The sequence below is a fragment of the Mogibacterium kristiansenii genome (assembly GCF_029224645.1).
In the GTDB taxonomy this organism is placed as follows: Bacteria; Bacillota; Clostridia; order Peptostreptococcales; family Anaerovoracaceae; genus Mogibacterium_A; species Mogibacterium_A kristiansenii.
The window spans coordinates 16,728-40,024 of record NZ_JAQXUZ010000022.1 but is presented as its reverse complement, the minus strand read 5'-3'; the positions used below and the strand labels follow the sequence as shown (position 1 = coordinate 40,024).

The window sequence follows — 23,297 nt, the reverse complement described above, 5'->3', positions numbered from 1 at the left end:
TGTCTGCTCCTTTTAGTCCAGTGCTTCTTTCTTTGGCCATCTTTCCTTAACCAGACTTGTCTTGAGACCGGTTTCATTCGGCTCAAAGCATTCTGCAAGAATTTCCCAGCCAAGATCGAGCGCATCTTCAAGAGGAATATTTACACTAAGATCCATCAGCTTCTCTTCGAAAAGTTTTCCGAATTTCAGAAGCTTATCGTCCCATTCAGTCATAAGGAATCCCATGGATTTCTTTTCCAAGCTCTCCTTGTACTGTGCATACAGCTTAATCATTCCGTCCATTACAGCACGATGGTCATCTCTTGTCTTTCCGTTTACGTTCTGCTTCAGTCTTGAAAGCGAACCGAATGGCTCAATGTGTCCATTCTTCAGATAGTACTGACCCTCTGTAATATATCCGGTATTATCCGGAACCGGGTGAGTGACATCATCGCCCGGCATTGTGGTTACGCCGAGGATGGTAATGGATCCGGCACCTTCAATGTCCACAGCCTTTTCATAACGAGAAGCAAGACTGGAGTAAAGATCTCCCGGATATCCACGGTTGGATGGTACCTGCTCCATCGTAATCGCCATTTCCTTCTGGGCATCGGCGAAGTTGGTCATATCGGTAAGCAGTACCAGAACTCTCTTTCCTTCCAGCGCGAACTGCTCTGCAACCGCCAGAGCCAGGTCCGGTACCAGAGTACATTCTACGATTGGGTCGGATGCGGTGTGGATGAACATTACGGTATGTCCCATTACGCCGCCCTTCTCCAGGGTATCTCTGAAAGTCAGGTAGTCATCGTACTTCAGTCCCATTCCTCCCAGGATGATGACATCAACCTCTGCCTGAAGAGCGATTCTTGCCAGCAGCTGGTTGTATGGTTCACCGGAAATGGAGAAGATTGGGAGCTTCTGGCTCTCAACCAGAGTATTGAACAGGTCAATCATCGGAATACCGGTACGAATCATTTTGTTCGGGAGAATACGCTTCGACGGGTTAAAAGAAGGTCCGCCGATTGGAATCATGTTCTCCGTCAGAGCCGGGCCATTGTCTCTTGGCACGCCGGCACCGTCAAAGATTCTTCCCAGAAGATTATCCGAGAAGGATACCATCATTGGCTTTCCGAGGAAACGAACCTCATCGCTGGTTCCGACACCCTGAGCACCCGCAAATACCTGCAGGGACACCAAGTCCTTATCCAGCTTAATTACTGTCGCATAACTGTCACCAACAAGAGCCAGGTCTCCGTATTTAACACCTTCCGCTCTTACTGTAACTACGTTACCGACAATAGATTCAATTTTCGTATATACTTTCTGCATCTTATTGCCTCCTAGTTAACCGCTTTAGCGAGGTAGAAATCTGAAACCTTCTGCTTCTGTGCCTCGAATTCCGGTGTACCGAAGACGGTTCCATGCCAGTCAAGGAATTCCTGTCTAAGCTGATTGAAGAAAGATCTGATTTCCTTCTTATCCTGCAAATCATAGGTTTTATTAATTACGTCGTACATCATGTCGAACTCGATACGCTGTCTCTCCGGAGAGCATGCTGCGTCGATTTCATCGAAGGAGTTCTGCTGGAGGTATACTGCATCCAACAGCTCGCCTTTCTGATAGAATGTGTAATCCTCTGAGGATGTACCTTCTTCGCCGACAACCTTCATCATCTGGTTAACTTCTACGCTCTTTCTGAGAATGGAGCGTGCCTTCTCTACTCGATCCATATCGACAACACCGGTATACTTGGACCAAGAATCGATTGGGTGAATTGCCGGGTATTTACGTGCATCGGAACGCTCTCTTGTCAGACCGTGGAATGCACCGACTACCTTCAGCGTCGCCTGCGTTACCGGTTCTTCGAAGTTACCGCCGGCCGGGGATACCGAACCGCCGATTGTAACGGAAGCAATTCGTCCGTCGTTCAGTCTTACTTTTCCGGCTCTCTCATAGAATGCCGCAATGGTGGACTCCAGATATGCCGGGAATGCTTCTTCGCCCGGGATTTCTTCCAGACGTCCGGACATTTCTCTCATTGCCTGTGCCCAACGGCTGGTGGAGTCGGCCAGGAGCAGTACGTCCAGGCCCATCTGTCTGTAATACTCTGCGAGGGTTACTGCGGTATAGCAAGAAGCCTCTCTGGCTGCTACCGGCATGGAGGACGTGTTACAAATGATAATCGTTCTCTCCATCATGGAACGACCGGTCTTCGGGTCTTCCAGTTCCGGGAATTCCTTCAGAATTTCTACAACCTCGCCGGCACGCTCTCCGCAGGCTGCCACGATAACGATATCTGCTTCACCGTTCTTCGCCTCACTGTGCTGAAGTACGGTCTTTCCTGCACCGAACGGTCCCGGAATACAGAATGTTCCGCCCTTTGCAACCGGCAAGAATGTATCAATTGCACGGAGCTGAGTTACCAGTGGTTCATCCGGACGAAGTCTTTCCTTGTAGCACTTGTTTGCCTGCTTAATCGGCTGTGTAATAACCATGCTCAGGTTCATCTCTTCACCCTTGCTGTTTTCGATCACACAGATTGTTGAACGAACGTGGTGCATGCCCGGTTCAACGATGGATTTCACCTTCCAATCAGTTCCCTTCAGCGTGAACGGTACCATAATCTGGTTGGTGAACTGGAATTCCGGTACGCTGCCGATAATGCTTCCGGCTTCTACCGAATCACCTACCTTTACGCAAGGAGTAAAGTCCCATTCTCTGTCCGGAATCGGATCGAGGTACACCCCTCTTTCCAGGAAAAAGCCACACTTTTCCGCCAGTTCCGGAAGCGGATTCTGAAGACCATCGAATACCTGTGTCAAGAGTCCCGGTCCCAGCTCAACGCTCATCAGCTCCCCTGTAAACTCTACAGGATCGCCAACCTTGATACCATTGGACATCTCGTAAATCTGCATGCTGGCAATTCCGTTATTAACACGAATAACCTCACCCTTCAGACGCTTTCCGTCAACGAGGATGTACGCTACTTCGTTTTTACGTACGGCACTTTCAAACTTTACGTTTGCAAGGTTGCCGTTAATGCCAGTCACATAACCTGTTACTGTTTCCATTTGCATATCTCCTGTTATAAGTTATAAACGCTATGTTGTACATTATCGAAGAGACGTTTGAATTCCGCCTCTCCCTTTTCCTTAACAAAGCAACTCTGGCGTTCCAACAATTTTAATTTGATCGCATATCCGAACAAGCACACGTCATCAAAAAAGTGACCGCCGGTGTAGTAATCCAACGCTTCGAACTGGCGCACCAGAAGAAGCTTCTCTGCTTCCAGCGGATTTTTGGCGGTGATTGCAGCCTGTGCAATTTGTGTACTCTCCGGATTCTTCTCATATTCAGCCTGATAGGACTTTCCAAGAGCGGCACTTCGCTGCGCGTTCAGCTCCCTGAACAGACCCGTATAGAATCCGGACCATTTTTTAAGGAGCGGACCCTCTGTAGAATCGAGAGTCAGATTTTTCAAACGCTCCAAGGTCTTGTCACTTACGTTGTCCTCACACATTGCGATGAATTCATCGTAGGTGATTGGCATCTCTTCATTCGCAGAAAGTTCCGGCAGGCTTGAAATTAAGTAGTAATACGAAGCCATACTCTACCTCCCGGTTCTTAGAAATCCATCTCTCTGAAGTAAGGCATCAAAAGCTGCATAATCTCCTCATCGGTGCAATCGAAGTAACCGGAACCGTCCTTTGCGGCAAGCTTGAATCCGGAAGCAATTCCCTTTCCAACCTTGACCTCAAGGCCATTCTGGATTTCCTCCGCAAGCGCAGCCTTCAATTCATCGGTGACTTCTGCCACTTCTGCTGCATATTGAGACATATCCTCACCATTGACAACGGCCTTAATCAGCTTACCCAGAGCTTCTCCCTTCAGGTCCTCACGAACCTTTGCCTCCAGGATTCTGCCAACTTCACCCAATACTTCCTTCTTAAAGGAAATCAGGGCATCTCTCTTTGCCTGCTCGGCATTCTCGATGGCACCCTCTCTGAGTGTTTCAATTTCTCTTGTAGCAGCTTCCTTTGTTGTCTTGGCCTCTGCATTTGCATTGGAAATAATCTCCTCCGCCTTTTGCTTGGCTTCAGCGATAATCTTCTCTGCCTGCTCATTGGCTGCATCGACACCCTCTTTACGGATGGATGAAACCAAATCGTGAATCTGCAATTCCATAGACTGTTAACCTCCTATTCTATGCGCATTCCACGTTTTCCGATATCTGTAGAACCAAATGCCTGAAAACAATACTTATGCATAACATTTTTAATGATTATAGCACCAATTAATACCCTCGTCAAAAGGATGAACCCCTCGAAAAACAGATAGTTTGTTAAATAATTATTACACTTATATTAATTAAAATCCGCTTTATTATTAATAATTTTTATACCTGGTTTTATATTCGTTTAAAAATCGGTCGCCGTGCTTTTTTCATTTTTCATATTCTTCACACGTTGTTCACACCGGCAGAAATCTTTTTATACTTACACATATATAGTTAATTTATTATCCATTTTGCACCGAAAAATTACTACATGTTTAAAAAAGGATACAAAGAATTTAAAAACATGACACTTTTATAATTAACTTGACAAATACGAATAATAAAGTACTTTTACTTCACATTTTCAAATTTATAAAACCATAAAAAATCTCACCACCGGACGTTTCCGATGATGAGAATTTTTTTATTACGCCATGCAAAGATATGTGAAGTATCCCGCATAGCACAACATCATCGCAATGCCGCAGGGTCTTCTCAATTCTCTGTGCTTTACGGTGCCGGCCCACAGAACCACACCGGCCAGAATCGCAATCAAGGTATCGATTCCGAACTTGCTTTCAAACGGAACCGGACAGATCAGCGCGGTTGTGCCGATGACGAACAGAATGTTGAAGATATTGCTGCCCACGATATTTCCGATGGCAATTCCCGCATTTCCTCTTCTCGCTGCGGTCACGGAAGTAACCAGTTCCGGAAGGGACGTTCCCAGCGCTACGATGGTCAATCCAATGAAACGCTCACTCATTCCGAAATACCGGGCAATCTCGGACGCCCCGCTGACGGCAAAATCACTTCCTTTTACAACCAGAATTCCGCCGACTACCATCAGCAGAAGACATTTCCATACCGGGTGAATGGGAGTATCGCCATCCTCTTCATCGGTGCCTTTTTTTGCCATGACGAACAGGTACCCTAGATATGCGATAAACAGTGCCCACAGCACGACGCCCTCTGCGAAGGTGACGGTTCCGCCGGTCATTCCGCAGATTAGCATAACTACGGTGATGGCCATCATGAACGGCATCTCATATTTCAGGGTGGATTTCTGCACCGTCACATTGGTAATCAGCGCCGTAACTCCCAGAATAATAAATACGTTCATAATGTTGCTTCCTACCACGTTCCCGATGGTGATGCCGGCATTCTGCTTCAGTGCCGCAGTAATGCTCACCGCCGCTTCCGGCATGCTGGTGCCCATGGCCACAATGGTCAGACCGATGATCAGCTGAGGAATTCCCAGCCTCTTCGCAATGCTGGCCGATCCTTCCACGAACCAATCGGCGCCTTTTACCAGAAAAACAAATCCGACGATCAAAACACCCGCCTGTAATAACATTTTTTCTACCTCGCTTTCCTTATTCCCTTGCAGTAGGCAATAAGCATAAAAAAAAAGAGACTCCTACTGCATCTAACAGTAAAAGTCTCGCTATTTAATCACTTTCCGAGTTATTATCAAATAACTGTACTGACGAAAAAGTGAACACTTTCGGCTAGCTACTCCCTTTTAGCTTTGATATTCTACCAAATTTTCGTTTTGCTTTCAATATGCTTTACGAATTTTTTACAATCCGCTGGGGATGCGTTAGATTAAATTCTCCTGCTCCAGGAACGATCTGGCCACGTCCTTCGGCTCCTTTCCCTGCACATCTACCTGATAATTCAGCTTCATCATCACCTCGTCGGTGAGCTTCGGCGCCAGCTCGTCCACCACCCGCTGCAGTTCCGGATATTTTTTCAGGGTATCGGAATTGAAACACGGAACCGCATAGTACGGCGGGAACACGTGGTCTTCATCCTTCAGCACCTTCAGATGGTATTTCATCAGCATTCCATCCGTTGAAAAGGCGTCGATTACATCCACTTCCTTATTGTCCAGTGCCACAAAACGCGGCGAACCGTCCATCGCCGATATCTTCTTGAACTTCAGGCTCGGATACGCCTTTTTCAGTGCATCGATGCAGTCGTGACGGTTCTGGAATTCCAGGGTGCACCCCAGATGGAGCTGGGAGGATTTCCGCACCAAGTCTCGGATGGTCTCCAGATTGTACTTCTTGGCAATTTGTTTGCTCACCGCCAAGGTATATGTATTGTTGAACGCGCACTGCTGGGTCAGGGAGATATTCTTCTTTTTCATCTCCTTGACGCAGGTGTTGTACACGCCTTCCATATCATCGGTACCGTCATGCTTCAGCACGCTTCCGTACAGGGTGCCGGTATAATCCACGTACATATCGATATCGCCCTTCTTCAGCGCCTGGTAGCACACCTGGCTTCCTCCCAGGTTTTCCTTCCGCACGCAGTGGATATCGGTATGCGCCTCGATATAGTCGGAGTAGAGGTTTACCAGAATGAGCTGCTCGGTAAAATCCTTGCCGCCCACGGTAATTTCTTTTTCCCGTCCCGCGAGCCGGCTGTTCACCGCTCCGCCCACGATGATGGCACAGATGAGGACCACCGCGGTCCCCAGAGTCAGCTTTTCCCGTCTGCGCTTCCGCTTCATTTGCTTCCGAGAGAGACCGCCGCTCTTCTGCAGGCTGATCGGTGTCACCAGCTTCTCTACCAGGCCCATCAGGAAATCCACCAGCAACGCCAGAATGCACGCCGGAATCGCTCCCGCCAGAATCTGGTAGTTATTGGTGGTTCGGATTCCCGCAAAAACAAGATACCCCAAGCCGCCGGCTCCGATAAATGCCGCCATGGTCATGAGGCCCACTGCGGTCACCGCCGAAATCCGCACGCCGGCCATAATCACCGGCAGTGCCATCGGGATTTTCACTTTGGTAAGGACCTGCCTCGGCGTCAGCCCAATTCCGTTGGCCGCCTCCACCATCAGGGGATCGATTCCGGAAATTCCGGTATAGGTGTTCTTCACGATTGGCAACAGCGAGTAGATAATCACCATAACGATGGCCGGCAGCACGCCGATGCCCAGCAGTGGAATTGCCAGGCCCAACAGGGCCATGCTCGGAATCGCCTGCACTACGTTGGCCAGACCCAGCACCGGCTTGTCCAGCTTTCGAACATAGCTGATTAGGATTCCAAGCGGCACGCCAATCAGGACGGCGATGCATACCGCAATTGCAGTCATTTCAATGTGCTCTAACGTTAACTTCCAGATTTGAGACGAATGGGTCCCGAAGTATTCGAACATCTTAATCATTGCCACGCACCTCCTCCGTCATATCCTCCAGATACTGGCGGCTCAGCGTCGAAACCAGATTACTGTTGGTCAGGAGTCCCACAACCCTGCCCAGGGCGTCCACCACCGGCACGTTGCTGGCATCCGTCCGGTCGATCATCTTCAGTACATCCAGAATGCTGTCTTCCGGATGAGCTGTGCATTTCGGCGGCAGCATAATCTCCCCCGCCGGCTTGTCCGGCCGGTGGTTGGCGTACAGGGATTTCCGGTTCACGATGCCCAGCAGCTGTCCTTCTTTTCCGGTCACCAGCAGCGTATCCACGTGCCGCATCGTCAGCTTGGTGATACATCGCTCCGCGGAAAGGAAGGCATCGCAGGTCACCGGATGCCGAATCATAAAATCTTCCACCCGAATGAACTTCGGCGACCCCCAGATTCGGTTCGCGCCCACGAAGTTCGCCACAAAATCATTCGCCGGACGTCGCAGAATTTCTTCCGGCGTATCGTACTGCAGAATGCGGCCGTCCTTCATGATGCAGATTCGATCTGCAATCTTTATCGCCTCGTCCATATCGTGGGTGACGAAAATCATGGTCTTTCCCATCTTTCGATGGAGGTCGGACAGCTCATCTTGCAAAGAGCTTCTTGTAAGCGGATCCAGAGCGGAAAAAGGCTCATCCAGAAGCACGTAATCCGGGTCGTTGGCCAGGGCACGGATTACGCCGATTCGCTGCTGCTGCCCGCCGGACAGCTCGCTGGGATATCGGTCCAGGAATTTTCCCGCATCCATATCCACCATCTCCATCAGCCGCTCCGTGTTCTTCAGAATCTGATACTCATCCTTCCCTTCCAGCTTCTCGATGATTTCGATATTCTGCCGTATGGTCATATGGGGAAACAGTCCGCCCTGCTGGATTACGTATCCCATATTTCGGCGCAGCTTCACCTTGTCGATGGATTCGATATCCTCTCCATCGATGAGAATCCGGCCGCCGGTGGCGGGAATCAGCCGGTTAATCATTTTCAGCGTGGTCGTCTTTCCGCATCCGCTGGGACCGATCAGCACCGTCAGCTCCCCGTCCCGAAAATCCATGGAAATTCCGTCCAGAACCACGTTGTTCTTAAACGCTTTCGTTACATCTATCAGTTGAATCATAATCTCATCTCCTTGTCGGGTGCATCGCACCGGCAAAAGTAATGACGTAATTGGATCCCCAAACTTATATAGCAATGCAACTATATACATTTATTTGTAAATTATATCATTCCCTTTTGTGCGTTGAGTGAACGTATGTCGGTTCTCTGTGTATGGTTATGCAAAGAATCCATCACGTAAACGGCACGTAATAAGAAAAAAGGCACCTCCGAAGAGATGCCTTTCCTGCTCCATGAATCTCAGAACTTACACTTATTCCAGTTTGATAAGCGCGTCAACAATGCGATTCTCCAGTTTTTTCTGATCCGAAGCCGAAAGCGCATCGGATGTTCTAATCACAAGTGTTCCTACCACTCTGTGGGAACCCGGCGAAAGCATGCCCGCTCCATCAAATCCGGAAAGATACGCATCCCTTGCTTCTGCATCCTTAACAGTATGGAAGGCCTCGATTACCGCGCCGCCTTCCGTGCCGGCTTCTACCGGAGACTCTCCCTCATCATAGCTGTCGTCAATCAGGGATGATTTCATCGCCACATATGCGTAATAGCCGCCTTTCTTATTCATGATTGTATTCGCATCTGTTTTTTCCGTGGCCGCTTCCACCGCTGTAATACTTTTGACGGTCTTCGCTCTCTCAACCAGGAATTTTTCTTTCGGCTCGGTTACCTGCTTTTGCTGCTTCACGCTGTCTTGATAGGCTTTGATTGCGTTATCGATATCCTTCTTTACTTTCTTATACGCATCGTCATCCTCTGCCTCTTCGCTGGTTTTCACCGCCTTTTCAAGCGCTGTTTCCGTTTCCGCATCAAATGGTTCTGCATCTTTCTCCAGCAATTCGTTTGCCGTATCCACACTCTCATCCATCGCCTTTTTGGCCTCAGAGGCGCATCCCGTAAAGGATATCACCACCATCAAACACAGCAGTAAAACCAAGTTTCTCAATGCAAACTTTTTCATCTTCTATCACCCCTTCGTTCATCAAATCGATCCAGAATCCCGAGCATATCTTTCGGCAACCGTTTCCGGCACTCACCTCTCATATTATCCGGGAGGCCGTAGAATGCTTCCGCAATGCTCGCGGCAATACAGGTTAAGGTATCGCAGTCACCACCCAGAGACACCGCCGTCCGGACTACATCCTCGAAATCCGTCCCTTCCATGAAAGCCGTCAATGCTTCCGGCACCGTTTCCTGACATGATTCGATGTGATGATATCCCGGTCTGATTTCGTCGCAGGTTCTGGAAAGATCATAATCAAATTCCTGAATGATATATTTCTTTATCTCCTCCTTGGAAGCTCCGTTTCGCGCCATAAAAATAGCCGACGCCACCGCTTCCGCACCCTTTATGCCTTCCGGATGATTATGAGTAACTTCTGCGGTCAGCCTTGCATATCTTCGGGTCTCTTCCAGACTGTTATACAACCAGCCCACCGATGAGACCCGCATTGCCGATCCATTCCCCCAACTGCCGTATGGCTGTGGGTTTTTCTTGCCCAGCCAAAAGAAAAATCTCTGTCCGTAACCGGCCCGAGGATACTTCTTTCCCCATTTCTGCATAGACTGAATGACTGCCGTTTTCACATCATCATCGTCGGCATCATTTGAAATATGCATCAGCGCATCTGCCACCGCAATCGTCATTACGGAATCATCCGTGAAACACACCCGGTCATTGAACATCTCGAAATCTTTTGTTTTATTTCCCCGGTCAAACTCGTAGGGTGCGCCAATCATGTCCCCTAAAATTGCTCCATACATATATTGAATCCTCCTTCGAACTCTTGATGCTGCAAGTATATCAGAATACGAAAAAGGAGTGGTCGTTTGTCATGCGACAAATTCCACTCCCCGGAATCACGCCCCCAGAATCGGCTGCCCATATTTGAATAGTGCAGCGTTTATCTCATAGATATCGTACACCTTGTTCGTGACGAAATAGGTGATGATCAAGTCAAACTTGCTGCTGGGAGAGAATGCAATCTCTGCCCTGGACAGCAGATCCAGCATCGCCGGCATATCCAGCTGAAGCGCGATTGCAAAAGCCACCGCGGTTTTTTTCGTCGGCTTATAATCTTTCTTACATCGGATTCTCGAAAACACCTTCCGATCGATGTTCGCTTTCTTATAAACGGTAACATCGTCCATACCGCTCTCTTCAATCAGCTTGAACAGTTTTTGCTGAAATGTGTCCTCAGAACGCTCCAGAATTTCGTCCAGGCTCATTCCGGAAACGTCCGGAAATAACGGTGCACCCAGCATCGCGGAGGTTTTGTTTTGCTCCGGCCGCTCCCACCGTTCGCTTCCGTACCAAATTCCGTACTCCGCTTCATGAAGCTCGGCTATGCCGTGCTCATCGATGTATTCTTCAATATCCCCCACCAGCTTCTCGGACAGCTCGAACGCCTTCCGGCCCAGCACGACCAGAATAACCTCCATCTCATGGGACAGAAGGAATCTATCGATCTCCGCCAAAGCAATCTGCAGCGCCTCATCTTTCGGGAATCCGTAGCTTCCTGTGGCAATCAGAGGAAATGCGATGCTCCTGCAGGAAAGCTCTGCCGCCAGGTTCAACGATTTCTCATAACACGAATGAAGAATCTCCCGCTCATCGTGATTGCCATCAATCCAAGCCGGTCCGACAGTGTGGATTATATATTTTGCGTCCAGGTTAAAAGCAGGTGTATGGGCTGCCTGACCCGGATGCATAATACCGATTTTCTTACGCGCCGCCAGCAACCGATCTCTGCCGGCGGCATGATAAATTGCACAATCCGTGCCTCTGTCAACGGCAACATCCGGATTCGCCGTGTTCACGATGGCATCTGCTTTTACTTTTGTAATATCGTTCCGGATAATCTGAAACGGCATCCGAAGTCACCTCCATCAGTTAAAAATCATTTCTTCACATTCTCTTCCAGTTCCAGCATGTACCGGTCAAAGTCGGACATGAACAGTCTGTCCTGAATCACACGGTATTTTTCAAATTCGGTTTCGGCATGGAGCTTTGCAATTTCAGCCGTTACTTTCCCTGCATCCTGTAATATGCCGTAATCAAACATTTCAATGAAGCTGTTAAGTCTTTTTTCCCAATCCTGCATCGTAAGAGGGATGTGTCGCAATGTCATGCTTTCAGCGAAATCCAAATATGCCGTTACGTGATCCGCTCTTTCTACAATCAGCTCTGCTGCCGTATGTCCATGAACTGCATAGTGCATTTTATTCTGAACGGTTGCGTAGAATCTTCTAGTGGTTGCAGAATTCTTATCGTAATCGATGGCGGTAGCATAGAGGTCGGTTATCTTCTGATAGAACTTTCTTTCGCTGGCACGAATCTCGCGGATGCGTTCTAACTGTTCATCGAAGTACTTTTCGGTCAGATACGTCCCTCGTTTCAGTCGTTCATCGTCCATAACCCAGCCTTTGATGGTGTAATCCTTAGCAATCTGATTTACCCATTTACGAAACTGCACCGCACGCTCAGAATTGACCTTAAAACCAACTGCAATGATCATCTCTAAGGAATAGTGATTTGTGCTGTAGCTTTTTCCGTCAGTGGCAGTTATCCGAAATTTTCGGATAACTGAATCCTCTTGTAATTCGCTATCACTAAAGATTTTTTTTACATGATAATTTATGGTGCGAACATCCACATCGTACAACGTGGCCATCATCTTCTGCGTCAGCCATATATTCTCATCCTCATAGCGCATTTCAATGCTGTCCTGTTGGTCGCCCACAGAGGCAACATAGGTCAAATATTCCGCCGCGCTGGAACGGATGGTGATCTCTTCTTTTTTCTTTTTCACTGGAATCCCCCCTGAACGCTTGTCACCGTCCCGAAACCGGCCGCTGTCTATGAATTACCCATTTTTGCTTTTGTATTTTGGAATTTGTCCAAAAGCCTTTTAACGATAGATCGGAGCTATCGTTAAAAAGTGTACTATCTTACAAACTGGAAGTTGTAATCCGCTTTACAGGTGATCATTTGGATCATTCTTTCTATATACTAACCAACTTATCAGCCAGCTATCTGTCAGCAGATATGCGATAAAACTCTTCTTTATTGCACTCTTTTCTCTTTCTGTTTTGTATCTCATTGTGTATCTCATTGCTTTTGAAACAAAATACACTGTTGCAGCCAAAATGATTATCAAAATGGCAATTGATATAAAAGATTGTTTCACTTGGTGTTCACCTCCATCCCAGATAACTTCCGATTTTTCATAACACGTATCACTTCGCCAAGTTGCACAATACGATTATCATTTACAGCATACCCCTGCAATATGTATTTTTTTAGAACTGAATTTGCCCATCTTCTGAATTCAACACCTCGTTTAGATTTAACGCGATATCCGACGGAAATGATAACATCTAAATTATAGTATTCAGTCATATGTGTCTGTGTTTTTCCTTCTATTGCACCATGCTCGCTATCTTGTTCCTCCGATATGCAACTCCATATCCGTACAATTCCAAGTGCCTATCGGCATTTTGTACTCGCTCTTGGCATACGCCGTAAAGCCTGCCGCTTCATAGCAGCGTATGATGAGATGTCCTATGACATCGCCATTCGCATCTATTACTGTTAACGGATAAAAACGCCCATTTTCAATCCGCGGCATATAGTTTTCGATTATGTCATCCCCCATAAGTGGATACTTACTAAAAGTGTTTGCAAGAGTTGTTTGCCTCTTTTATTTTATCCGATCACACAGGTTAAGGCCAGATTCATCACCAGATCTGCATCATTGTACTCGTCTTTGGTTAGCCAAGCTGCAGCTAACGAGGTGATCTTTGATTGATAATTCTTCTTCTCGTCAAATTGATTTGGATCAGAAACTATACAATATCCGAAGCCTTTCAAAGTGCGTTCTTTAAGTTGGAAGCAGCAATTATCCAGATCCCACTCATAGGGGTCATACGCACAGAGTCCCATAATCTGTTTCTCATTTTCACAAGAATACAATAATGAACGCTCATCGCCGTCATTGTATTCAAGAAGATCTTTATCAAATCCACAGAATATCTCATCCCCGACCTTCAACTGCGAAAGGTCAATATCAATGATATGCATCGTTACCGTAGGAGCTAAAGCTTCCTCCGGATCGTCATATGTTTTTATGCAGTACCTAAAAGGAACATTCTTTCCATTTATCCTAACTTTTATACTGCCAAACGGTGTCTCCAACTCATCAATTACCTTGTGCGGCCTATTGAAAAAAATATCCGATCTAATTATCTCCGGGTCAAAAATCTCACCGCAATTATCGCAATACACATCAAACTTCCATGATTGGATCTTTCCATTCGCAATATCATGCGTGCATCGGCATATAACCGATCCTATATGACATTTCGGACATTTACAAATAAGAGCGGTCTCTCCGTCCCCCCTATTTGTATGGAACCTTTCCAAGATTGACAGCAGGAATTCTTTTTCTTTTTCTACAGAATTTGTATACATAGTTTCTCGCCTTTCGAATTATGACGGCATATAGCCGATTTTATCGACTCCAATCACGCCTCTGCGCAGCACCGTAATATCAATCTTTCATATTCTGATGTTTCAACGCCTATCCAACCTATCCGTGTCCGAGGAATACGGTTTGGACTATAAAAAGACTTGCGTTTTGTCGGATGTTTCCGGTTCTGCCTTGGCAATCTCAGCAGTGATTTTGCCTGCATTCTGAAGAATCTCTATCGTCAGCCATCAAAAATAGATCTAACCGCTTTGACCAATCCTCCATCGTCATTGGAATATGACGTTCTGCACGATCCTCTGCCAAGTCCAGATAAGCAGATACAGTTAATCCCATATGTGGCTTGTCTGCATCGGCTCGCTCGTAAATCAACTCCGCTGCTGTATGTCCATGAACCGCATAATGCATCTTGTTTTGTCCATGGCCCAGCCTTTGATGGTGTAGTCCTTGACAATACCATTGGCCCACTTACGAAATTGTACAGCTCGCTCATTATTCACCTCGAATCCATCCGCAATAATCATTTGAAGATTATAATGCTTCGTATCACGAGTCACCTGACGGGAACCTTCGGTTTGAACTATCCGGAAATTCCGGATAGTTGCATCTTCCTCAAGCTCTGAGTCGGAATAAATTTTCTTAATATGCTCATTGATTGTACGAACATCCACACCATACAATGTGGCCATCATCTTCTGGGTCAGCCATATATTCTCAATCCTCCAATTCCTCAAAGCGGTAGCGCGGTTTCCCGACACTCCTCTTCCCGTACTCAATCGCTTTCGCCGGGCAATAGCTGATGCACGCCATGCAATGCGTACACTGCTTCCCCCACACCGGCTTCCCACTCCGAAGCTCAATATTGTTCAGGGGACATTTTGACGCGCATTGCCCGCAGCCGACACACGCATCGCTCACACGAAACGGGTCCGCTTTGACAATCAGCCGGTAAAAAAACGGATTGATGATGCCGCTCATGATGCGGTACCCCATGTTATTGCGGGGTGCCGGAAATTTCCGTCCCGCCTGAACGCTTGCAATCGCCGCTTCCACATCCGGCTGCGCCTTCTGGACGATTTTCCCGGCTTCCTCTGCCTCCGGTGTGGCGAACAGGGCGATGTAATTCTCCGGCATAACAATTTGTACGGTTCCCATGTACTGCAGATTTTTTTGCTCCGCAAGGCGCCGGTTGTATTTTGCGGCGTTGCCAATCTCGCTTCCACAATCCATGACAAACCAGATGCGTTCGGCGGACGCGAATTCTGTTTTTATGAGCCAATCGGATACCACCCGGGGAATGCGCCACGCATAGGTGGGAACAATGAGGATTACGTCACGGCCCGTTTGGATGGGCGAAGTGTCGCGGGTTCGGATTTTTGCGTTCAGGTCTGTGAGGGGCTCCTGAAGCGCTTCCGCAAAGCGCCTTGCAATATATCGGCTGTTGCCGGTTCCAGAAAAACAAAAAATCATATACAATGCAACTCCATTTCCGTACAATTCCAAGTGCCTATCGGCATTTTGTACTCGCTCTCGGCATACGCCGTAAATCCTGCCGCTTCATAGCAGCGTCTTGCGCTCTCGTTATTTTCAAACACAGCCAGCTCAATTAACGGAACTTTCATCCTTTTCTCGCGGATAGCGTATGATGAGATGCCCTATGACATTGCCATTCACAGCTATTGCTGTTAGCGGATACAAACGCCCATTTTCAATCCGAGGCATATAGTTTTCGATTATGTCATCCCCCGTAAGTGGATACTTACCAAAACTGTCGGCAGACCATTTGTATAATTCTTCCTCCGATCGAATCCAGCCGGCTATAATCGGAGCATCTTCCTTTTTGAAATTTCTTAGTTTCATTTGTTTTAAGTCCTCACGATTCTGCTTTTTTTCATAAAAATAAAATCATATGCATACACTTCCGATGGGGTTATTCCGCCCTCACCCGCAAATACTTTTCCGCTATATCGTCCAGTTGGCTTTTTATGGATTGGAAATCGCCACTCAAATCAAGCGTTCTTACACATACGCGATTTCCCATGATCTGATATTCGTTATTAAATGCCCCCTCTTCATCTGTTTGCGCGTAGAGAAGCATTCCGGATACCTTTTCATGGGGAACACCGACAAGCTCATTTTCCTTTGTCTTTACATAGGTGAATATCTGGTACAGGTTATCTGTCGGGATGGACACCTTTCCATATTGCTCCCGCAGATTGCGTTCGTAGTATTTTGCATCGATAATCAGCGTCCGTTCTCCGCGCGTCAGAGTAATATCCGTCTTCATCTTCGGAAGTAAATCTCGGAAGCCATCATCCACCTGCCAATCCATCATGGAAGCAGAAGCCTTTACTTTCAAATCCTTGTACTCGGTGTTGTAATATTCCAAAATGAACTTCTCATACAGGTGATGCATCTTTTGATCGTCCAGAAAATCCATCATCTTTGTCGAACCGTCCGATTGCGTCTGAAGCAAGCCTTTAATCACCAGCTCACAGACCGCCACCAGCATCCGATAGCTCTGATTATTTCGGTTGAATCGGATGGACCAATTGATGGTGCGTATATCAAGTGTTTCTACTTCTCCGAAGAATACCAGCAGCTTCTTGATTTCCTTCTTTCTGCTTGACGATATCTTTGCTTTCAGCAAAAGCAATAGAGTGCTCTTGATAATCCGATTCATATAGGAGTTGACGGAGAACTCGTCATAGGTACAAACCAGCTCCCCGCGGATCATACTGAGATTCTTTATGGATGCAGTCACATCGATTTTCCCGCGTGGAGACGACAATGCTTCCGTCTCCGAAATATATTCCTGTCCCAGGCCGCGTTTCAGCTGCTGCTTCACGCCCTTTGTCAGAATGGATGCGCACAGCTCCGCTACATTATGAAATTCTTCCGTTTCGATGCTCTTATATCCTTGCTCGTTTAACACTCTGAAGGCGTAGGAAAGCATATAATATACGTTCTGTACCGGAATCACTTAATCGCACTCCTTAAATCCTCAATCCAATCCTTTGCTTTGGAAGGTTCATCAAACCAGTATTCTTTTAGCAATGGCGCCAGCTCGAATTCAATGATGCCGGAAAGAGTCCGATCAGATGTTTCCTTCAGTTCACAGAAGAAACTGTGTCCGATACAGAATCCTTCTCCCAGAGATTCATCCTCCGCAATGGCCCCATTCAGCGCTTCTACCCTATCAATCAATCTATTAAACTTCTCGCTCTGCAGGCTGTCCCGGTATGCACGGAATCCTTTGGTATTAAACCCGGGTTCCAGATCAAAGAAGGCAAATCTTCTGCGGAGCGCATAATCCATCATTGCCAGACTTCTGTCTGCGGTATTCATCATTCCGATGATATAGACATTTTTCGGGACAGAAAATTTTTCATCCGCATACAAGAGCTTCAGTTCGATGCCGCGCTTGTCCGATTCGATCAGCATGAACAATTCGCCGAATATCTTGCTGAGGTTTCCTCGATTGATTTCATCGATGATAAAGAAATACGGCGTGTCTTCATCATCCTCTTCAGCGGATTTGCAGAAGTCATAGAAGGCACCGCGTTTCAATTCAAAGCCGCCTTCTTGTGTCGGACGGAATCCCATGATGAAATCCTCGTAGGAATAGCTCTGGTGGAATTGAACCATCATTACACGGGACGGATCTTTCACACCCATGATGGAATATGCCAGTCGCTTTGCCGCAAAGGTCTTGCCAACACCCGGAGCTCCCTGAAGAATGACATTCTTTTTCTTCGCCACCAAAGCAACCAGCGTGTCGTATTTTGGTTTTTCCATGTAGACTTCTTCCAGAAACATATCCTCATCATACGGCTTAAGATCAATCTCCACCGGTTCTACAGGATCATCGTGGAACAGTGCATTCAGCTTCGTCACGTAGTCTGTGTACGCTGTAATATCCGTCAGGGTCTTCATCACAGCCTGTCCGGGGTGCTGCCACTCGCCCTTATCGGTCCAGTTAACATTCCGGATGTTCCTATACTGGGAGCGGGAAGAATCGAATTCATAATCGGACTCCACGACACCGCGACCGATAATTTGATGCATCCCTTTCCTGGCAAATACGATGTCGCCCGGCTTCATTTCGTTGACAAACTGCCAGGTGGCGTGCGCATCGTTCTTGTAGGATTTCGCCGGATTGATTTTATCTTTCATCGCCTGCTTCATCTTGCTTTTGCTGTTAAATGCAGACAAATCACCGATTTCATCCCAGCCGATGCCCATTATCCCGGCATCATAGAACTCATCCCAGCAGGATGCCCCATCTCCCGGCGAGTACAGCCAGTAGTGGGTGGTATCAACGTCATCATCGTTCGAGCACTTCCACGCTTCGAAGCTCAACTCCTTGAAGTCTTTTAATTTGGTCTCACCACTTTGAAGGTACGCACGAAGCTTTTCCACTATGTCGAAGTATTTGGCGGATGGAATCTTCGTTTCATTCTTCGGAAGGGACTGTACGAGTTCTTTCGGAAGCTTTCCGGATTTATAGATGTACCAGGTATTGCACTTATCCAGATTCAGAAAAGAATTCGGTGCAATCCAGTACAGACCCATTGTAATCTTACCGTTTCCGTTTCCCTTCTTTTTGATACATAAGTCGAAATATTTGGACACCTGAGCAATTGTCTCCGGTGTCGGGTTCTTTGCGTATGAAAGGGCAGTATCAAACAGCTCCCAAAGATCCGGAATGTCGTCGTCTTCGCGATCCGGGAGGAAACCATAGAAGGTTGCATTCAGAAGATTCAGCACCGGAATACTGTCGAACGAGGTGGGAAGCGGAGTCTTCACATCGAACAACTCCGCCACTGCTTTCAGGATAGCCAGACGGTTCGCATCCGTGAGATTCTTGTTAAAGAGCCCGTAGAATGTGAATGGATCGATATCTACAATCTGGTTGTCCTTTTCCAGTTTAGGAAGGTTGATGCCGGTAATCTCGTAAATCTTTTTAACCTTCTCTATCAGTTCCCGGCGGTTGCTCTTGTACCGGAGCAATATGCCAGATAGTTCTTTGTAAAAGTCTACCCAGTCAAATTGGTTTGATTCGCTCATGTAAACCTCCTTGTTTTTTGGTATTAGATGCTTACGGTAAAACCTTAAAACTGTCTCCATCATACGTCGGTAGCATCAATTATCACCGGTGGTTCATCGTTTTCATCCATCAACAGCATATTGATTCGAACTTCCTTTTCAAGCAGAAATCTCTTGTTATAAAACACATCCGCATATTCCAAGACTCTGTTCATCTGAGCAACATCGAAGAAAGCACCGACAAAAGCTCCCACAAAATATACTGATTTTCCAACCGCTTGCTTTGTCAGCTTTTTTCCAATCTGCTCAAAAACTCCTTTGAATAGGTTTTCTTCCAGCCCTTTCTTTCCGGCTTTTTCAAGAGCGTTTTTTGCAGCTTTGTTTGCCAATACCCGCATCTGACAAAGAAGCAGGGTTACACCCCCACGACTGGCCATCTCTCCCCATGTCTTTTTGCTCATGTGCTTAACGGCTGTGATTTCCGTCATAACCATTATTTACCGCAAATTGCAATAACAAATTTAACGCTACCTAACATAACGAATCTTACAACTGAATATACTTGATTGAGGACGGCATTGAAGAGTTCAACCGGTGTTAGATAGTCAAGAATCTTTCTTTTGTCAGATATTGCTAGGATAATTAACGAAATTATGCAGGGTCAAACTCGGAAAATGCTTCCTGTGCTCGTTCCATACTTTTTTCCATCATCATTATCGCAGCACGGATATATCCGCCGGTTGCACAATAACTCTTCATACATGCCAGATTACCATTGAGAAAAAAAGATGCCCCTCTAAATTGAGAGTTACGATCATTTAGTCTTTCAAGGATATACACTCTGTTCTTTACTTTCACGCTCTTTATTATATAGAAATCAACGAGATTATCGTTATCATAGAAAATAAAAACGATCTTATAAATTAACCCGTTATCCTTGTTTGCTGTTTTGCCGAATACAACTAAATCATATCCATCCTCTCGCTGATGTCCTAGGTCTCTCGTTTCTATTTCATTTTCTTTTGTAAAATCAATAAATCGTTCGTATAAGTTCATTTATCTCACCAGCAGGAATTTGTCTGTTTACATCGGTGTTCCAACTTCAATTAAGTTGCCGTCTAAATCGTAGAATCGGATTATTCGCTGTCCCCAACTATGTGTCATAAGATGATTTGCATATTCAATAGATGGATACAGTCTTTCCAATTTTTCAACAAATGCCTCAATATCCTGTTCTTCAAAATACAGTTCGCAAGCGTTATTTTGGGGAAGAATATCCCTACCTAAAAATGATTTCCATATTTTCTCGTCTTGAAGGACAAGACCTTCTGTTAAAATCATATTGCCCCCGTTGTCAAGCACCAAATCTATGCCAAACAAGTCATGATAGAATTTTTTCGATTTTTCTATGTCTTTTACCACAATCAGAACATTCTTCAATCGCATAACACTTCTCCTTCAACTTCCGACTTATATGTACAATTTGTTTTCCTTTCTACCGGAACAGACCTTCTTCATTTTTCGTCCGGCGATAAAGCTGACCAACTTGCTACACTTTCTTGCATTCTTCGGACAGATTGCAACGCAGTGCATACAAGAAATGCATTTAGCCTTATCGGTCATTTTCGGATTGTCCAAAGAAATGGCCCCCGTCGGGCATTCTTTTACGCACAGACCGCAGGAAGTGCATTTTCCGTTAGCAACAGGCTTGAACGGAACACCACCGTATTCTCGGTATGGTTTTTTTCCGGGGAATTGCGGTGTCATTTGTGTTTCGCTGTTTTGCATGATTTTAGCGGCAAATTCCAACAATTCCTTTTCGTCCTGCCGATCCGGGCGCCCGGTTCCGAATTGGTGCATCAAGGAATGCTCTGCAACAGCCTCCATTCCGGCGATACATACAAAGCCCGATGCTTCCAGAACATCCTGCAGTTCTAACAAGGTGTCGTCAATCGCACGGTTTCCAAACACCGCCGCAAGAATTGCCTTCGTACCGTCTGCTTTTACATTTCGGAACATATCCACTACGACCGACGGAACGCGTCCGCCGTAAGACGGTACAGAAACCAAACACAGATCCTCTTTTTCAAATTTCACCTTCATCAGTTTATCCGGTTCTTTGATTAGGTCGATTTCTTCAAATTCCGGATTTGTCCCTTTTGCAACAATATCTGCTACTTTCTTTGTACCCCCGGTTGGGCTGAAAAATATGTTATAGAATTTCATAATGATCCTCTATTTTCTTTTGCTAGCTGTATTATTCTATCTGCAACATTCATCCAAATCACCGTCTTTAAACAGTAGTTTGACTTTTATGCCCTTAATTGCAGTGCTTTAGGGCGTAAAAGTCAATTCAACCCATCTAAACATAGTGTTTTTCCCATCATCCGCAGTGTAGGCAAATTTTGCCCAAACTGAGTCCCGCTGTAATTCACCTTCAGACATATTATTCCGCTGTAACCGATTTATAGTAATTTCCAAAGTCCGCCAGTGCATCAATAATCGGCAGCAGTTTTTTTCCTAATTCCGTCAGGCTGTAATCAACTCTTGGCGGCATTTCCTGATAATCATGCCGATGTACAAGACCGTCATCCATCATCTGTCTTAGACCGTCAGTCAATACCTTCTGTGAAATTCCTTCCAGATCTCGCTGCAATTCATGAATCTCCACGGGCGCACTCTCAAGTTTCGTATAATCAAAAGTTTCCATTTGCCACCTACAAGTGCCACTGCTGTTGCCACCGGGCAAGCCGGAAGTTCGTCTTTTGTTTTCATGCAATTGTGCCTCCCCAAAACTGTGATTGCTCGAAAAAATTATAGCACATTCATTTTTGAATGTGTAGTTACAAAAAGGTGCGTACTTACCTTTGAATGCACAGCAAGTTATTATATAACTGCAAGAACAAATACACAGTAAAAACGGAGGTATACACCATGGCAAATTACGCAAAAACAAACATTGGAAATGAAGGCAGAGTTGAACTTCATGATACACTTTCTCTCACCGGAGCAGAAATCAGTATCAACGATCTTCCGGCAGGAGCTAACATTCCTTTCGTACACTCTCATAAGAACAATGAAGAAGTTTATGGCATCCTTTCCGGTAAAGGAAAAGTTATTATTGACGGAGAAGAAATTGCTCTCGCGGCAGGTGATTGGGTAAGAATCGCACCTGCTGCAAAACGTCAGTTCTTCGCGGCAGAAGATGAAGGAATTTCTTTTGTCTGTATTCAGACCAAAGAGAATTCTCTGGAAGGCTTTACAGCTGATGACGCTGTAGTATATTAATATTCCATCAAAACACAACAAGCTTCTCACCACAGGGTATTTACCCAATGGTGGGAAGCTTGGTTTTTAAATCCAAAGACGAATTGGCAGTATGACAAAGCACCGATCAACTTTTGACCGATGCTTACGTAATTAAACATCCAGTTTTTTAAGAATTTCATCCACATTTCGTTTACTATATACAATACGTAGAATGTAAATCATTTTTTCTCCCGTATCCGGAAGATAGTACATTATATAATTTCCAACCAATTTTTTCCGCACGTTTTCTGCTTGTAAAAAATCATTATATATAAGAGAGCCGCTTTCAGGAAAGTTTCTTGCTTCTTCAATATTTTCCTGCAGTTTATTTACAAAATCAGACGCAGCCGGTGGATTTGAAAGTTCGACTGCAATATATGAGACAATTCCATCTAAATCAGATTCTGCTTTTTGAGTCAGTCTATATCCAAATTCAGATGCCATATTTGCTCCTTATATTAGAAACTGCGCTTTTTCCATCTACCGTATTGCCAGCTTTTACATCTTCCAAACCGTCCAGGATTATTTTTGCTTCATACACCTTTCTCATAGTTTTTTCATAATAATCGATGTCCATAACAACCAATCTTCCGTATCCATTCTTGGTTACGAATACAGGGCCGTTTTCTTCTGCACAACGACGTTCTACTTCAACCGTATTCTTTAAATCACGCATTGGAATAATCTGCATAGAATCAACTCCTTTCTTGTGGCTATATTATAACCTATATTTAGCCACAGTACAAATGAGTCTTCACATTTCCCTCGGGGATTGCCTTTTGTATAAGGCAAATATTCTCTTCTTGATGATGGACATAAGCGTGTTGACGTCAACCTCCCCGCAAAGCCTTTGTCTTCCGTCGAGGCACGTCAACATGATTCG

At 45.9% G+C, this 23,297-nt stretch carries 26 protein-coding genes; 1 reads left to right on the top strand and 25 read right to left on the bottom strand.

From position 1 onward, the window contains the following. Positions 1–12: 12 nt before the first annotated feature. From PUE40_RS06945 to PUE40_RS06840, 23 genes are all read right to left on the bottom strand, one after another. The gene (locus PUE40_RS06945) at positions 13–1,308 is read right to left on the bottom strand and encodes a V-type ATP synthase subunit B (protein WP_154554993.1); all 1,296 of its coding nucleotides are present in this window, start codon (positions 1,306–1,308) and stop codon (positions 13–15) included. Positions 1,309–1,319: 11 nt separating this feature from the next. After that, the gene (locus PUE40_RS06940; protein WP_277672322.1) at positions 1,320–3,050 is read right to left on the bottom strand and encodes a V-type ATP synthase subunit A; all 1,731 of its coding nucleotides are present in this window, start codon (positions 3,048–3,050) and stop codon (positions 1,320–1,322) included. Between the two features lie 14 nt (positions 3,051–3,064). Beyond that, the gene (locus PUE40_RS06935) at positions 3,065–3,586 is read right to left on the bottom strand and encodes a DUF2764 family protein (RefSeq protein ID WP_154554991.1); all 522 of its coding nucleotides are present in this window, start codon (positions 3,584–3,586) and stop codon (positions 3,065–3,067) included. A gap of 17 nt (positions 3,587–3,603) precedes the next feature. Continuing rightward, the gene (locus tag PUE40_RS06930) at positions 3,604–4,164 is read right to left on the bottom strand and encodes a hypothetical protein (protein WP_277672321.1); all 561 of its coding nucleotides are present in this window, start codon (positions 4,162–4,164) and stop codon (positions 3,604–3,606) included. A 518-nt stretch (positions 4,165–4,682) separates the two neighbouring features. After that, complete coding sequence (locus PUE40_RS06925; RefSeq protein ID WP_277672320.1) at positions 4,683–5,612, bottom strand: calcium/sodium antiporter; 930 nt, start codon at positions 5,610–5,612, stop codon at positions 4,683–4,685. Between the two features lie 246 nt (positions 5,613–5,858). Then, entirely contained in the window at positions 5,859–7,436 is a 1,578-nt protein-coding gene (locus PUE40_RS06920) for an ABC transporter permease/substrate-binding protein (RefSeq protein WP_277672319.1), read from the bottom strand. Continuing rightward, positions 7,429–8,571, bottom strand: coding sequence for a betaine/proline/choline family ABC transporter ATP-binding protein (locus PUE40_RS06915; protein WP_277672318.1), 1,143 nt, complete (start codon positions 8,569–8,571; stop codon positions 7,429–7,431). Before PUE40_RS06915 ends, PUE40_RS06920 begins: the two co-directional genes overlap by 8 nt. Positions 8,572–8,823: 252 nt before the next feature. Beyond that, entirely contained in the window at positions 8,824–9,528 is a 705-nt protein-coding gene (locus PUE40_RS06910) for a hypothetical protein (RefSeq protein WP_277672317.1), read from the bottom strand. Beyond that, positions 9,525–10,331: an ADP-ribosylglycohydrolase family protein gene (locus PUE40_RS06905; RefSeq protein ID WP_277672316.1), complete on the bottom strand. Its 807-nt coding sequence runs from the start codon at positions 10,329–10,331 to the stop codon at positions 9,525–9,527. The genes PUE40_RS06910 and PUE40_RS06905 overlap by 4 nt, the downstream gene beginning before the upstream one ends. Before the next feature lie 96 nt (positions 10,332–10,427). Then, a complete protein-coding gene (locus tag PUE40_RS06900) occupies positions 10,428–11,441 on the bottom strand; it encodes a macro domain-containing protein (protein ID WP_277672315.1) in 1,014 nt (337 codons plus the stop codon). 26 nt (positions 11,442–11,467) lie between these two features. Next, positions 11,468–12,379 (bottom strand): RhuM family protein, encoded by a 912-nt coding sequence (gene rhuM / locus PUE40_RS06895; protein WP_277672314.1) that lies wholly within the window; start codon positions 12,377–12,379, stop codon positions 11,468–11,470. A gap of 374 nt (positions 12,380–12,753) precedes the next feature. After that, positions 12,754–12,969, bottom strand: coding sequence for a RhuM family protein (gene rhuM / locus PUE40_RS06890; protein WP_416388864.1), 216 nt, complete (start codon positions 12,967–12,969; stop codon positions 12,754–12,756). A 306-nt stretch (positions 12,970–13,275) separates the two neighbouring features. Beyond that, positions 13,276–14,040 (bottom strand): hypothetical protein, encoded by a 765-nt coding sequence (locus PUE40_RS06885; RefSeq protein WP_277672313.1) that lies wholly within the window; start codon positions 14,038–14,040, stop codon positions 13,276–13,278. 199 nt (positions 14,041–14,239) lie between these two features. Next, positions 14,240–14,464 carry a RhuM family protein gene (gene rhuM, locus PUE40_RS08240; protein ID WP_330681552.1) on the bottom strand — a complete coding sequence of 75 codons (225 nt, stop codon included), beginning with the start codon at positions 14,462–14,464 and terminating at the stop codon, positions 14,240–14,242. Next, entirely contained in the window at positions 14,425–14,790 is a 366-nt protein-coding gene (locus PUE40_RS08235) for a virulence RhuM family protein (RefSeq protein WP_330681551.1), read from the bottom strand. The genes rhuM (PUE40_RS08240) and PUE40_RS08235 overlap by 40 nt, the downstream gene beginning before the upstream one ends. After that, a complete protein-coding gene (locus PUE40_RS06875) occupies positions 14,771–15,526 on the bottom strand; it encodes an EFR1 family ferrodoxin (RefSeq protein ID WP_277672312.1) in 756 nt (251 codons plus the stop codon). Before PUE40_RS06875 ends, PUE40_RS08235 begins: the two co-directional genes overlap by 20 nt. A 460-nt stretch (positions 15,527–15,986) precedes the next feature. Then, positions 15,987–17,039 carry a 5-methylcytosine-specific restriction endonuclease system specificity protein McrC gene (mcrC, locus tag PUE40_RS06870; RefSeq protein ID WP_277672311.1) on the bottom strand — a complete coding sequence of 351 codons (1,053 nt, stop codon included), beginning with the start codon at positions 17,037–17,039 and terminating at the stop codon, positions 15,987–15,989. Continuing rightward, positions 17,036–19,126: an AAA family ATPase gene (locus tag PUE40_RS06865; protein WP_277672310.1), complete on the bottom strand. Its 2,091-nt coding sequence runs from the start codon at positions 19,124–19,126 to the stop codon at positions 17,036–17,038. The genes mcrC and PUE40_RS06865 overlap by 4 nt, the downstream gene beginning before the upstream one ends. Before the next feature lie 59 nt (positions 19,127–19,185). Further along, a complete protein-coding gene (locus tag PUE40_RS06860; protein ID WP_277672309.1) occupies positions 19,186–19,593 on the bottom strand; it encodes a hypothetical protein in 408 nt (135 codons plus the stop codon). 163 nt (positions 19,594–19,756) lie between these two features. After that, positions 19,757–20,161 (bottom strand): hypothetical protein, encoded by a 405-nt coding sequence (locus PUE40_RS06855; RefSeq protein WP_277672308.1) that lies wholly within the window; start codon positions 20,159–20,161, stop codon positions 19,757–19,759. A 27-nt stretch (positions 20,162–20,188) separates the two neighbouring features. Continuing rightward, positions 20,189–20,551: a VOC family protein gene (locus PUE40_RS06850; protein WP_277672307.1), complete on the bottom strand. Its 363-nt coding sequence runs from the start codon at positions 20,549–20,551 to the stop codon at positions 20,189–20,191. Positions 20,552–20,575: 24 nt separating this feature from the next. Beyond that, entirely contained in the window at positions 20,576–21,331 is a 756-nt protein-coding gene (locus PUE40_RS06845) for an EFR1 family ferrodoxin (protein WP_277672306.1), read from the bottom strand. A gap of 220 nt (positions 21,332–21,551) precedes the next feature. Further along, the gene (locus tag PUE40_RS06840; protein ID WP_330681550.1) at positions 21,552–21,884 is read right to left on the bottom strand and encodes a winged helix-turn-helix transcriptional regulator; all 333 of its coding nucleotides are present in this window, start codon (positions 21,882–21,884) and stop codon (positions 21,552–21,554) included. 155 nt (positions 21,885–22,039) lie between these two features. On the opposite strand from PUE40_RS06840, the gene PUE40_RS06835 reads away from it, so the two are divergent. Further along, the gene (locus tag PUE40_RS06835) at positions 22,040–22,393 is read left to right on the top strand and encodes a cupin domain-containing protein (RefSeq protein ID WP_277672305.1); all 354 of its coding nucleotides are present in this window, start codon (positions 22,040–22,042) and stop codon (positions 22,391–22,393) included. A gap of 132 nt (positions 22,394–22,525) precedes the next feature. Here the strand turns inward: PUE40_RS06835 and PUE40_RS06830 are convergent, their stop codons facing one another. Then, on the bottom strand, positions 22,526–22,858 hold the full coding sequence (locus tag PUE40_RS06830) for a type II toxin-antitoxin system RelE/ParE family toxin (protein WP_277672304.1): 333 nt from the start codon (positions 22,856–22,858) through the stop codon (positions 22,526–22,528). Further along, the gene (locus tag PUE40_RS06825; RefSeq protein WP_277672303.1) at positions 22,848–23,105 is read right to left on the bottom strand and encodes a type II toxin-antitoxin system Phd/YefM family antitoxin; all 258 of its coding nucleotides are present in this window, start codon (positions 23,103–23,105) and stop codon (positions 22,848–22,850) included. Before PUE40_RS06825 ends, PUE40_RS06830 begins: the two co-directional genes overlap by 11 nt. Between the last annotated feature and the right edge of the window lie 192 nt (positions 23,106–23,297).